Below are 13,118 nucleotides of genomic sequence, written 5' to 3'. Positions count from 1 at the left end.
TTCCGCACAGCATCTTCACCGCCGCCGATCGGGGCCCCGCACGGCCCGCACACGCCGCCGAACGCACGGCCCGGAAACGACCGAACGGCCCGCGGGGACTCTCGTCCTCACGGGCCGTTCAGCGCTGTCCGGACATCCCTCCGGCGGGTCTGCGGTGCCTGCCCTCGGGTCAGGCGGCGGTGACGCCCTGCAGGGCGAAGGCGCCCTCGATGATGTCCAGGCCCTCGTTGAGCAGGTGCTCCGGCATCACCAGCGGCGGCAGGAAGCGCAGCACGTTGCCGTAGGTGCCGGCGGTCAGCACGACCAGGCCCTCGGCGTGGCAGGCCTTCGCCACGGCGGCGGTGACCTCCGGGTTCGGCTCCTTGGAGCCCGGCTTCACCAGCTCGATCGCGATCATCGCGCCGCGGCCGCGGACCTCGCCGATCACGTCGAACTTCTCCTGCATCGCCGACAGGCGGCCCAGCATGATCTCGCCGATCCGCTGCGCCTTGCCGTTGAGGTCCTGCTCCTTCATGGTCTCGATGGAGCCCAGCGCGGCGGCGCAGGCCACCGGGTTGCCGCCGTAGGTGCCGCCCAGGCCACCCGCGTGCGCGGCGTCCATGATCTCGGCGCGACCGGTCACCGCGGCCAGCGGCAGACCGCCGGCGATGCCCTTGGCGGTGGTGATCAGGTCCGGGACGATGCCCTCGTCGTCGCACGCGAACCACTGGCCGGTGCGGCAGAAGCCGGTCTGGATCTCGTCCGCGACGAACACGATGCCGTTGGCCTTCGCGTACTCCACGATCGCCGGCAGGAAGCCCTTGGCCGGCTCGATGAAGCCGCCCTCGCCCTGGATCGGCTCGATGATGATCGCAGCGACGTTCTCGGCGCCGATCTGCTTGTTGATCATGTCGATCGCCTGGGCGGCGGCCTCGGCGGCGCAGTTCTCCGCGCCGGTCAGCCAGCGGTAGGGGTACGCCACCGGCACCCGGTAGATCTCCGGGGCGAACGGACCGAAGCCCTGCTTGTACGGCATGTTCTTCGCCGTCAGGCCCATGGTGAGGTTGGTGCGGCCGTGGTAGCCGTGGTCGAACACCACGACGGCGGTGCGCTTGGTGTGGGCGCGGGCGATCTTCACCGCGTTCTCGACCGCCTCGGCGCCCGAGTTGAACAGCGCGGTGCGCTTCTCGTGGTCGCCCGGGGTCAGCTCGTTCAGCTGCTCGGCCACGGCCACGTAACCCTCGTACGGGGTCACCATGAAACAGGTGTGCGTGAAGGCGGCCAGCTGCTCGGACGCCTTGGCCACGACGGCCTCGGCGCTGTTGCCGACGTTGGTCACGGCGATGCCGGAGCCGAAGTCGATCAGCGAGTTGCCGTCCACGTCCTCCAGGACGCCGCCGTTGGCGCGGGACACGTACACCGGCAGGGTGGTGCCGACGCCGGCCGCCACCGCACCCAGCTTGCGGGCCTGCAGCTCCTGCGACTTCGGACCGGGGATCGCGGTGACCAGGCGGCGCTCCTGCGGGAGCGGCGTTGCGGCGCTCATCAGTTTTCTCCAGACTTCTCGGCTCGGTGCTTCGCAGGCTACGGCCGCCCTCCCCGGCCGGGCATGCGCCACTCGGTAGCACTGAGCCGTCCGACTTGTCCGAGGCGGCCAGGCGGGTGGTACGGCTACCGGGAGGCTCCGCTCCACTACATTGAGCGCGGGCGTGTCGCCGGTGCGGTGGCATGGGTATGGCGGGACCGACGACGGTCGGGCCGGGCGGGCGAGGGAGCGGGGCCGGACATGGGACTGGACGGGGCGCAGGGCCACGGCGAGCGGACCACCACCACACCCACCCCACCGCTGCCCCACCAGCGCCCCCAACCCCCGGCCTTCGACCTCCCCACCTGGGTCGCCGCCCCCCGCCCCCCGGCCCCCCCGGGCATCTACCGCCAGGGCTACGCCCAGATCGACCCCGACCGCGCCGAAGACGCCAAGGTCCCGACCTGGCCGTTGCTCTGGCGGGCGGGACTGAACATCATCGCCACCATCGCGACGTACTACATCGGCACCGTCGTACTGATGTACGCGGTGGGTCTGTTGTTCGGCTGGTTCGACGGCACATCACCGGAGCAGTTCGACGTGGCCCAGATCCTCATCAACATCGTCACCGTCAGCTGCGCCGCGGCGGTCTTCTGGCGTACGGGACGCTGGCGAGAGGTCGGAAGGCGGTTCCTTACCCCCACCGGCTGGCGGAAGAACGTCGCGCCGGTCCTGGCCCGGGCCATCACGCACGAGGGGCCGGTCCCCGAAGCACGCGGCGACCATACGCTGGTGCCTGCTGCCGATCCTTGGACGGGGCAACGGATCGGCGGCGGCGCCGCAGCCGCGGCCCGGTTGGACGGTGAAGCAGTGGGCGATGTCGACTACGTGCGGATCCAGCGGGCCTGGGAGTCGGCGCAGGCCGATCCTGCGTTCGTTCCGGCGTTCGTGGACCATGTACTGGCCCGTGGTGCTGCGGCGTTCAGCCACCCGTCGGAGAGTCGGGAGCTCTCGGGCAGATCGGCGCAGCACGACCTGTTGGTGCAACAGGTGAGGCTCGGCACGGCACAGGATGTCCCGAAGAATCCGCTGGCGTACCGCAACACGGGCTTCGCGCTGGATCCGACCGTCCTTGGAACCTCTGTCCTGGCGGTCGGCCCCGCCGGTACCGGGAAGACCGCGAGGTTGGCGCGCCCAGCAATCGAGGCGCTGTGTCTGCAGGCCCTCGCCGGAACGGCGTGTGTCGTGGTCGTGGGAGGGACGGGCGCCGACCTCGGCCCCGACACTTGGTACGACGTGGTGATTGCACCGGGTGAGCCCGGGTCCGCCTACGGGCTGGACCTCTACGGGGCGACGCAGGACCCTGATGAGGCTGCTGCTCGTCTGGCGGATGCACTGCTCCCGGATGAGCTGGCGCCGCGCGCGGAGAGCGCGAGGGTTGCGCTTCAGCAGGTGGTGGGGCCGTTCCAGGCTGCCTATGGGCGATATCCGGGAGTGAGCGAGCTCCGAGCGCTGTTGGCGGGGGAGGAGCGAGCCGTCTCGGCCTTGACCAAGGCTCTGGACGAGGCGGGTCGAACGGCAGTCTACGAGCGTGACCTCGGCCACCGTGCTCAGCAGCAGGGGCGGGTGGACGATCCGGGCACGCTGCTCGCGGATCGGCTGGCGCTGCTGGAGCGCCCGGCCTTCGACGGGGTATTCGCCACGGACGGGTCGGGGCGTCCGCCATTTGCCATGCGGGCGCTGGACCACCCGTTGCGAGTCCTGATCAAGCTCCCTGAGCGAAGCCATCCGGAGGCGGCCAGGATCCTGTCCCGGCTGGTGGTCAGTCAGTTCGTCCTGGCGGCAGTGGCCCGGAAGGACCGTTCCCTTTTCGCGGGTTTGGTCGTGGATGACGCGTCCACGGCTCTCGATACAACCGCCGTGCGGGGGCTCCAGAGGATGCGCGGCACCAATGCGGGTGCGGTGCTGTTGCTGCGCACGTTGATGGATCTCCCCGAGGCGCTTCGTGCTCCGCTGTTCGGGGCTGTCGGGTGCCGGATGGTGTTCCCGGGGATCGCTCCGTGGGACGGTCGGTTCTTCTCCGAAGCCTGGGGCACCCACGTGATGCACGAAACGGTCGTCACGCATGCCCCCCAGACGGATGGCGGCGTGATCCGGCGGGCGGGGCGGTTGGGGCGGAAGGCGTTGTCGGGGACGACGGCGCAGACCGAGTCGGTGACCACGCGGGACGTCGAGCGGCTGCGGTGGTCGCCTTCCGACCTGGCGCACGCGCTTCCGGCGGGGCATGCGGTGGTGTCGCTGACGGCGGTCTCGGGCGAGCAGGTGCCGCCGCTGCTGGTGGACCTGCGGAGCTGAGCGGGCGGTGTGGCGGCGGCGCGGGCCCGGACGAAGCCTGCCTCCGAGGTGGATTCGGCAGTGCCGGTTGTCCGGAGCGTCCATAATGAGAGGAGAGACCCCTCCCGTACCCCGACTCCCGGCCGCACGGCCACTCAGCCCCCACCGCCTCTCCTCGCCCGGCCGCAACGGCGCGGTCAGGTCGTTCCCCCGAAGGTGCCATGCCTCCCACACTCGCCTCCGTCGTCCGCAACACCTCGCTCCATCTGACGGTCCTCGCCGGTGCGGACCACCTGGAGCGGCCGGTCCGCTGGGTGCACACCAGCGAGCTGGACGACCCGACGCCGTTCCTTGAGGGCGGTGAGCTGCTGCTCACCACCGGCATCAAGCTGGGCCGGACCGCCGCCCAGTTGCAGGCGTACGTGCACCGGCTGGCCGACGCGGGCGTGGTGGGGCTGGGGCTCGGCGTGGGGCTGTCGCACACCGAGGTGCCGCAGCCGCTGGTGGAGGCGGCGGCGCAGCGCGGGCTGCCGCTGCTGCGGGTGCCGGAGCCGACGCCGTTCATCGCGATCAGCAAGGTGGTCTCGGCGGCGCTGGCGGCCGAGCAGTACGAGGCGGTGACCACCAGCTTCGAGGCGCAGGAGGAGCTGACCCGGGCGGCGCTGGGCAAGGACGGCACCACCGCGGTGGTGCGCCGGCTGGCGGCGCGGCTGGGGGGCTGGGCGGCGCTGTACGACGGTTCGGGGGCGCTGTCGGTGGTGGCGCCGGACTGGGCGGCGCGGCGGGCGGGGCGGCTGGCGGCCGAGGTGGACCGGCTGCGGCGGCGCCCGGCGCCGTCGAGTGCCGCGCTGCAGGGGCGGTCGCCGGGGATAGACACGGCGGACGAGGACTACGTGGTGGTCCAGTCGCTGGGGGCGGACCGGCGGGCCCGGGGCTTCCTGGCGGTGGGGACCGAGGACCGGATCACCCCGACCGAGCGGTACGTGCTGAACGCGGCGGTGGCGCTGCTGACCCTCACCCTGGAGCGCTCGCGCGAGCTGCGGCAGGCCGAGGAGCGGATGGGCGCGGCGCTGCTGCGGATGGTGCTGGCGGGCGAGGTGGCCACGGCCCGGCAGGTGGCCGCGGGGCTGTTCGGCGGGCTGCCGGAGGGCACGGTCCGGGTCCTGGTGGCGGGCGCCGGTCAGGGCGTGGACTCCTCGGAGGCGCTGGGCGAGCTGGGTGACCGGGCCGAGCAGGCGGGCTCCCGGGTCGGCGAGAAGCTGCTGGTGGCGCGCGAGGACGGGACGCACGGCGCGCGGCTGATGGTGCTGGCGCTGGACAACGGCGCGGTGCACCGGGCCTGCCTCGGGGTGATCGAGGAGCACGAGGGGTTGTCGCTGGGCGTCTCGGCGCCGGCCGCGCTGGAGGAGGCCGGGACGGCGCACTCGCAGGCCGAGCGGGCGCTGGCGGTGGCGCTGCGCGGCGGCCGGCGTTCGGTGGACCACGAGGAGGTCGGCGCGGGTTCGCTGCTGCCGCTGCTCGGCGAGGACGCGGTGACGGCGTTCGCGGAGGGGCTGCTGCGCCCGCTGCGCGAGCACGACCGGACGGCGCGCGGTGACCTGGTCGCCTCGCTGCGGGCGTGGCTGTCCAGACACGGGCAGTGGGACGCCGCCGCGGCCGACCTCGGTGTGCACCGGCACACGCTGCGCTACCGGATGCGGCGGGTCGAGGAGCTGCTCGGCCGCTCGCTGGACGACACCGACGTCCGGATGGAGCTCTGGCTGGCCCTCCGCTCCGGCGAGGAGTAGGACCTCCGGCGAGGAGCAGGGCCTCCTCCGGCGAGGCGTAGGGCCTCCGGCGAGGAGCGGGCCGGTTCCTCACCGGAGGCCGGGCCCGCTACCTCATTCGGCGACCGAACGTCTGGACGTGTTGGAGTGGCGTCCGTGGCGAACGCTACTTCGCGGCCAATCCGGTCGGCGCGTCGACGCCCCTACCCTCGATCCTGGTTCCACGTCCGTGGGACCGTGAGGATGTCGAGGAGAGGGCCGGTACCACGGTGACCACCACGTACGAATTCTGGCTGGCCGGCCGCCGGGCGAGCGGCGACGCCGACTTCGAGGTGCACAACAGCTGGGACGGCCGTCTGGTCGGCAAGGTCAGCGTCCCGACCGAGGCGCAGGTCGAGGAGGCGCTGGACGCCGCCGTGGCCGCGCTGCCGGTGTTCGCGGCGACCCCCGCGCACGTGCGGGCCACCGCGCTGGACCACGTGGCGAAGCGCCTGGCCGAGCGCACCGAGGAGATCGCCCGGCTGATCACCGCCGAGAACGGCAAGCCGATCAAGTGGGCCCGCGGCGAGGTCGGCCGTGCCGTCTCCGTGTTCCGCTGGGCGGCCGAGGAGGCCCGCCGCACCAACGGCGAGACCATGCGGCTGGACACCGACCCGGGCGGCGTGGGCCGCTTCGCGGTGGTGCGCCGGTTCCCGCGCGGCGTGGTGCTGGGCATCGCCCCGTTCAACTTCCCGCTGAACCTGGTCGCCCACAAGGTCGCCCCGGCGATCGCGGTCGGCGCGCCGATCATCCTCAAGCCGGCTCCGGCCACCCCGCTCTCCGCGATGGTGCTGGGCGAGATCCTGGCCGAGACCGACCTGCCGGCCGGCTCCTGGAGCGTCCTGCCGGTGCCGAACGACCGGATGCCGGCGCTGGTGCAGGACAAGCGCCTGCCGGTGATCTCCTTCACCGGTTCGGACAAGGTCGGCTACCAGATCATGGACTCGGTGCCGCGCAAGCACTGCACCCTGGAGCTCGGCGGCAACGCCGCGGCCGTGGTGCTCGCCGACTGGTCCTCCGAGGCGGACCTGGACTGGGCCGCCACCCGGATCGCGATGTTCGCCAACTACCAGGGCGGCCAGTCCTGCATCTCGGTGCAGCGGGTGATCGCCGACGTGTCCGTCTACGACCGTCTGGTCGAGAAGGTCGTGGCCAAGGTCCGGACCCAGGTCACCGGCGACCCGAACGACGACGCCACCGACGTCGGCCCGCTGGTCGACGAGAACGCCGCCAAGCGGGTGGAGTCCTGGGTCGACGACGCCGTCGCCAAGGGCGCCAAGGTGCTCACCGGTGGCACCCGTGAGGGCGCGACCTACGCTCCGACCGTGCTGGCCGACCTGCCGGCCGACGCGATCCTGGCCAAGGCCGAGGTGTTCGGCCCGGTCCTGTCGCTGCACAAGGTCGACGGCACCGACGAGGCGTTCGCCGCCGTGAACGACTCCGACTTCGGCCTGCAGGCCGGCGTCTTCACCCACGACCTGCAGACCGCCTTCCGCGCCCAGCGGGAGCTGGAGGTCGGCGGTGTGATCATCGGTGACGCGCCGTCCTACCGCGCCGACCAGATGCCGTACGGTGGCGTCAAGGACTCCGGCGTCGGCCGCGAGGGCGTCAAGTACGCGATGGACGACTACACCGTCGAGAAGGTCATGGTCCTCACCGGTCTCGACCTCTGATCGACCTCCGACCGACCACCGGTCGGTCGATGTGCGCGGGGCCCGGTTCGACGAACCGGGCCCCGCGCGCGTCCGTGCCCGCGCACGCCCCCGGTCAGCCGTTGTGCCCGGCCGCGGCGGCGACGGCCTCCTCGACCGTCGCGTTGCCGGCGACCAGCTCCAGCGTCTGTCCGGCGGTGCCCGGCTCGTGCAGCAGCGCGGCCAGCACGGCGGCCACGTCGGCCCGGTCCACGGCGCCGCGCGCGACCGACGGGGCGAGCCGGACCAGGCCGGTGCCGGGGCCGTCGGTGAGCCGGCCGGGCCGCAGCACCGTCCAGTCCAGCGAGGTGCGGGCCCGGACGGCGTCGTCGGCGGCGCCCTTGGCCCGCAGGTAGGTCTCGAAGACCGGGTCCGCGGCGTGCTGGGCCCCGGCGTCGGCCCCCATCGAGGAGATGATCAGGTAGCGCCGCACCCCGGCGAGTTCGGCGGCGTCGGCGAGCAGGACGGCCGCGTCGCGGTCGACGGTGTTCTTGCGGGCGGCGCCGCTGCCCGGCCCGGCGCCGGCGGCGAAGACCACCGCGTCGGCCCCCTCCAGCAGTCCGGCGAGTCCGGAGGCGGTGGCGGACTCCAGGTCGAGCAGCAGTGGCTCGGCCCCGGCGTCGGCGAGGTCGGCGGCCTGTTCGGGCCGGCGGATGATCCCGGCGGGCCGGTCGCCGCGCTCGGCGAGGAGCCGCTCCAGCTTGAGCGCGATCTGTCCGTGGCCTCCGGCGATGACGGTACGCATGGCTCCGACGGTAGCCGCGCGGCGTCCCGGCGTCCTGGGGAGTGCGCCGGGCAGGACACAATGGGCGCATGACTTCGCTCGCCCACCCGCAGCTGCGCTTCACCCCCGTGGTGAAGGACCCCTCCGCCCCCCGGGAGCTGGTGATCCTCGGCTCCACCGGTTCGATCGGCACCCAGGCCATCGACGTGGTGCGCCGCAACCCGGACCGGTTCAGGGTGGTCGCCCTGTCGGCGGCCGGCGGGCGGGTCGAGCTGCTCGCCGAGCAGGCCCTGGAGCTCGGGGTGCACACCGTGGCGGTGGCCGACCCGGCGGCCGAGCCGGTGCTGCGCGAGGCGCTGGCGGCGAAGGCGGCGGGCCGTCCGCTGCCGGCCGTGCTGGCGGGCCCGGACGCGGCGACCGAGCTGGCGGCGATGGAGTGCCACTCGGTGCTGAACGGCATCACCGGTTCGATCGGCCTGCGGCCGACGCTGGCCGCGCTGTCGGCCGGCCGGGTGCTGGTGCTGGCCAACAAGGAGTCGCTGATCGTCGGCGGCCCGCTGGTGAAGGCGGTGGCGCAGCCGGGGCAGATCGTGCCGGTGGACTCCGAGCACGCGGCGCTGTTCCAGGCGCTGGCCGGCGGCACCCGGGCCGAGGTCCGCAAGCTGGTGGTCACCGCCAGCGGCGGCCCGTTCCGCAACCGCAGCCGCGAGCAGCTGGCGGGCGTCACCCCGCAGGACGCGCTGGCGCACCCGACCTGGGCGATGGGCCCGGTGGTGACGATCAACTCGGCCACCCTGGTGAACAAGGGCCTGGAGGTGATCGAGGCGCACCTGCTCTACGACGTGCCGTTCGAGCGGATCGAGGTCGTCGTCCATCCGCAGTCGGTCGTGCACTCGATGGTGGAGTTCACCGACGGTTCCACGCTGGCGCAGGCCAGCCCGCCGGACATGCGGATGCCGATCGCCCTCGGCATGGGGTGGCCGGACCGGGTCCCGGACGCGGCGCCCGCCTGCGACTGGACCAAGGCGGCCACCTGGGAGTTCTTCCCGCTGGACAACGACGCCTTCCCGGCGGTGGACCTGGCCCGGGAGGCGGGCTCGCTCGGCGGCACCGTTCCGGCGGTCTTCAACGCGGCGAACGAGGAGTGTGTGGAGGCCTTCCTGAAGGGCCGCCTCGCCTTCACCGGAATCGTGGACACTGTTGCCAAGGTCGTGGCGGAGCACGGGGCCCCCGCGGGGGGAACTTCCCTCACGGTCGAGGACGTCCTGCACGCGGAGGACTGGGCCAGGGCCCGGGCGCGCGAGCTGGCGGCCGGCTGACGGTTCCGGTGGCGACCGGAATTGCGGTAAGACAAGACGACGAGCGGAGCGGCATGACGGAGGATCAGCGGTGGCAACGGTGATGACGGTGGTCGGCATCCTGGTCTTCGCGGTCGGGCTGCTGGTCTCGATCGCTTGGCACGAGCTCGGCCACCTCTCCACGGCCAAGCTGTTCGGCATCCGGGTGCCGCAGTACATGGTCGGCTTCGGCCCGACCGTCTGGTCCCGCAAGAAGGGCGAGACCGAGTACGGCATCAAGGCGATCCCGCTGGGCGGGTACATCCGCATGATCGGGATGTTCCCGCCCGGCGCGGACGGGCGGATCACCAAGCGGAGCAGCTCGCCCTGGCGCACCATGATCGAGGACGCCCGGCAGGCCTCCTACGAGGAGCTCCAGGACGGCGACGAGGAACGACTCTTCTACACCCGCAAGCCGTGGAAGCGCGTCATCGTCATGTTCGCCGGCCCGTTCATGAACCTCGTCCTCGCGTTCGGGCTCTTCCTGACCGTGATGATGGGCTTCGGCGTCTCGATGACCGTGCCCACCATCGGCACCGTCTCCCAGTGCATCGTCAAGGCCGGCCAGCCCACCGACACCTGCCCCAAGGACGCTCCGGCGACCCCGGCCGCCCAGGTCCAGCTGAAGCCGGGCGACAAGGTCCTCTCCTTCGACGGCGACCGGATCCGCGACTACGAGCAGCTCCAGGCGGACATCCGCAGGTCGGCCGGGAAGACGGTGCCGATCGTGGTCGAGCGGGGCGGGCAGCAGGTCACGCTGGTGCCCACGATCGCCGTCAACGACGTGCAGAAGTACGACGGCAACGGCGTCCCGGTCAAGGGCGAGACGGTGCAGGCCGGCTTCCTCGGCTTCACGCCGACCACCGGCATCGTCCGGCTGGGCTTCGGGCAGTCGCTCGACCGGATGTACGACATGGCGGAGAACGGCGTGAAGTCGCTGGTCGCCCTGCCGGGCAAGATCCCGGGCCTGTGGCACTCGGTGGTGGACGGCGCCCCCCGCGAGGTGGACTCGCCGATCGGCATGGTCGGCGCGGCCCGGGTCAGCGGCGAGGTGTTCGCCCTGGACATCCCGGGGACCCAGCGGATCGCCTACTTCGTCAACCTGCTGGCCGGCATCAACCTGTCGCTCTTCCTGTTCAACATGCTGCCGCTGCTCCCGCTGGACGGCGGCCACATCGCCGGCGCGGTCTGGGAATCGGTGCGCCGCCGGTTCGCTCAGCTGTTCAGGCGGCCCGACCCCGGGCCCTTCGACGTGGCCCGCCTGATGCCGCTCGCCTACGTGGTGGCCAGCATCTTCGTCGGCTTCACCGTGCTGGTGCTGGTCGCTGACCTGGTGAACCCGGTCAAGATCAGCTGACCGTACGGGTACGGCGGGTGTGCTCCGGCCCGTCGGCGTGCCGTACCGTTGGAGGCCGGGCGCGCGTCGACCGTCGCGCCCGGTCCCGGCCTTCCCGAACGGCCGGACCGACCACACCTCAACCCCGGGGAACCCTGCGCACATGACCGCGATCTCGCTCGGTATTCCGTCTCTGCCGCTCAAGCCGCTCGCCAAGCGCCGTTACTCCCGGCAGATCATGGTCGGCAACGTGCCGGTCGGCGGCGACGCGCCCGTCTCGGTGCAGTCGATGACCACCACGGTGACCGCGGACATCAACGCCACGCTGCAGCAGATCGCGGAGCTGACCGCGTCCGGCTGCCAGATCGTCCGGGTGGCCTGCCCGTCGCAGGACGACGCCGACGCGCTGCCGATCATCGCGAAGAAGTCGAAGATCCCGGTGATCGCGGACATCCACTTCCAGCCGAAGTACGTCTTCGCGGCGATCGACGCCGGCTGCGCGGCCGTCCGCGTCAACCCGGGCAACATCAAGGCCTTCGACGACAAGGTCGGCGAGATCGCCAAGGCGGCCAAGGACGCCGGCATCCCGATCCGGATCGGCGTCAACGCCGGCTCGCTGGACAAGCGCCTGCTGGAGAAGTACGGCCGCGCCACCCCGGAGGCCCTGGTCGAGTCCGCGCTCTGGGAGTGCTCGCTGTTCGAGGAGCACGACTTCCGCGACATCAAGATCTCGGTCAAGCACAACGACCCGGTCGTGATGATCAACGCCTACCGCCAGCTCGCCGCCGCCTGCGACTACCCGCTGCACCTCGGCGTCACCGAGGCCGGCCCGGCGTTCCAGGGCACCATCAAGTCCGCGGTCGCCTTCGGCGCGCTGCTCGCCGAGGGCATCGGCGACACCATCCGGGTCTCGCTCTCCGCCCCGCCGGCCGAGGAGATCAAGGTCGGCAACCAGATCCTGGAGTCGCTCGGCCTGCGCGAGCGCGGCCTTGAGATCGTCTCCTGCCCGTCCTGCGGCCGCGCCCAGGTCGACGTCTACAAGCTCGCCGAGGAGGTCACCGCCGGCCTGGAGGGCATGGAGGTGCCGCTGCGCGTCGCGGTCATGGGCTGCGTCGTCAACGGCCCGGGCGAGGCCCGCGAGGCCGACCTCGGCGTCGCCTCCGGCAACGGCAAGGGCCAGATCTTCGTCAAGGGCGAGGTCATCAAGACCGTCCCCGAGTCCAAGATCGTCGAGACCCTGATCGAGGAGGCCCTCAAGCTGGCCGAGCAGATGCAGGCCGAGGGCGTCGAGTCGGGTGCGCCGACCGTGACCGCCGCGGAGTGACGGGCGGACTGCAGAATTCCGGAAGCGGGGCCGTCCGTGTGCGGACGGCCCCGCCGCCGTAGCCGGGTGGGGCCAGGAGTAGGGTGCGGCCAGAGTCGTCTCAGTGAGGTGCTGTCTCGATGCTCGATCGAGGTGTGATGCTCCCCAGCTCGTTCCAGGCCGCGCGCGCCCTGGCGACCACGCGTGTGCTGGAGGCCTCCGACCTGGCGGACACCCTGGAGGTGCTGCACCGCGACCCGGTCGCCAACGCCTTCGTCGCCACCCGGGTGGAGGCCGTCGGACTCGACCCCTGGCGCCTGGGCGGCGAGATGTGGGGCTGGTACGACGAGCACGGCGAGCTCGACGCGCTCTGTTACGCCGGAGCCAACCTGGTCCTGGTCAACGCCGGGCCGCCGGCCGTCCAGGCCTTCGCCGAACGGGCCCGCCGCCAGGGCCGCCGCTGCTCCTCGATCGTCGGCCCGGCCGAGGCCACCGCCTCCCTCTGGGCGCTGCTGGAGCGCAGCTGGGGCCCGGCCCGCGAGGTCCGCGCCCACCAGCCGCTGCTCGCAACCACCGTGCCGTCCGCCGAGATCGCGCCCGACCCGCTGGTGCGGCGGGTGCGGCGGGACGAGGTCGAGACGCTGATGCCGGCCTGCGTGGCGATGTTCACCGAGGAGGTCGGGGTCTCCCCGCTGGCCGGTGACGGCGGCCTGCTCTACCAGGCCCGGGTCGCCGAACTGGTCTCCACCGGCCGCTCGTTCGCCCGGTTCACCGAGGACGGCCAGGTGGTGTTCAAGGCCGAGATCGGCGCCGTCACCCAGGGCGCCTGCCAGGTCCAGGGCGTCTGGGTCGACCCCGCCCACCGCGGCCAGGGCCTCTCCGAGACCGGCATGGCCGCCGTCCTGGACATCGCGCTGCGCGAGGTGGCCCCGGTGGTCTCGCTCTACGTCAACGACTACAACCTGCGCGCCCGCGCCGCGTACCGGCGGGTGGGCTTCCGCGAGGTCGGCGCGTTCATGAGCGTGCTCTTCTGAACGGTCCCGCTTCCGTACCCCTGCGCCCTGCGGCGTTCCGTACTGCGGCG

The 13,118-nt window shown here is 72.4% G+C and carries 9 protein-coding genes; 7 read left to right on the top strand and 2 right to left on the bottom strand.

Going from position 1 to position 13,118, the window contains the following annotated elements; genetic code table 11:
• Positions 1-169: 169 nt before the first annotated feature.
• Complete coding sequence (gene gabT, locus ACIPSC_RS37305) at positions 170-1,525, bottom strand: 4-aminobutyrate--2-oxoglutarate transaminase (RefSeq protein ID WP_400834245.1); 1,356 nt, start codon at positions 1,523-1,525, stop codon at positions 170-172.
• A 240-nt stretch (positions 1,526-1,765) separates the two neighbouring features.
• On the opposite strand from gabT, the gene ACIPSC_RS37300 reads away from it, so the two are divergent.
• The 3 genes from ACIPSC_RS37300 (at position 1,766) to ACIPSC_RS37290 (ending at position 7,316) form a co-directional block, all read left to right on the top strand.
• Complete coding sequence (locus ACIPSC_RS37300; protein WP_400834242.1) at positions 1,766-3,859, top strand: ATP-binding protein; 2,094 nt, start codon at positions 1,766-1,768, stop codon at positions 3,857-3,859.
• A gap of 200 nt (positions 3,860-4,059) precedes the next feature.
• Positions 4,060-5,625 (top strand): PucR family transcriptional regulator, encoded by a 1,566-nt coding sequence (locus ACIPSC_RS37295; protein WP_400834239.1) that lies wholly within the window; start codon positions 4,060-4,062, stop codon positions 5,623-5,625.
• A gap of 248 nt (positions 5,626-5,873) precedes the next feature.
• Entirely contained in the window at positions 5,874-7,316 is a 1,443-nt protein-coding gene (locus ACIPSC_RS37290) for an aldehyde dehydrogenase family protein (protein WP_400834236.1), read from the top strand.
• Between the two features lie 94 nt (positions 7,317-7,410).
• Here ACIPSC_RS37290 and ACIPSC_RS37285 read toward each other — a convergent pair whose 3' ends face one another.
• On the bottom strand, positions 7,411-8,079 hold the full coding sequence (locus tag ACIPSC_RS37285; RefSeq protein WP_400834233.1) for an NAD(P)-binding oxidoreductase: 669 nt from the start codon (positions 8,077-8,079) through the stop codon (positions 7,411-7,413).
• A 68-nt stretch (positions 8,080-8,147) separates the two neighbouring features.
• On the opposite strand from ACIPSC_RS37285, the gene dxr reads away from it, so the two are divergent.
• From dxr to ACIPSC_RS37265, 4 genes are all read left to right on the top strand, one after another.
• Positions 8,148-9,377: a 1-deoxy-D-xylulose-5-phosphate reductoisomerase gene (gene dxr, locus ACIPSC_RS37280; protein WP_400834230.1), complete on the top strand. Its 1,230-nt coding sequence runs from the start codon at positions 8,148-8,150 to the stop codon at positions 9,375-9,377.
• Positions 9,378-9,447: 70 nt separating this feature from the next.
• Positions 9,448-10,752 (top strand): M50 family metallopeptidase, encoded by a 1,305-nt coding sequence (locus tag ACIPSC_RS37275; protein WP_400834227.1) that lies wholly within the window; start codon positions 9,448-9,450, stop codon positions 10,750-10,752.
• A 142-nt stretch (positions 10,753-10,894) separates the two neighbouring features.
• Positions 10,895-12,055, top strand: coding sequence for a flavodoxin-dependent (E)-4-hydroxy-3-methylbut-2-enyl-diphosphate synthase (ispG, locus tag ACIPSC_RS37270; protein WP_313763827.1), 1,161 nt, complete (start codon positions 10,895-10,897; stop codon positions 12,053-12,055).
• A gap of 137 nt (positions 12,056-12,192) precedes the next feature.
• Positions 12,193-13,068: a GNAT family N-acetyltransferase gene (locus tag ACIPSC_RS37265; RefSeq protein WP_400834286.1), complete on the top strand. Its 876-nt coding sequence runs from the start codon at positions 12,193-12,195 to the stop codon at positions 13,066-13,068.
• Positions 13,069-13,118 lie beyond the last annotated feature (50 nt).

It is taken from the genome of Kitasatospora sp. NPDC090091 (assembly GCF_044747365.1).
GTDB lineage: Bacteria > Actinomycetota > Actinomycetes > Streptomycetales > Streptomycetaceae > Kitasatospora.
Note: the sequence above shows the minus strand (reverse complement) of the source record. Positions and strands in the feature narration are given on the sequence as shown.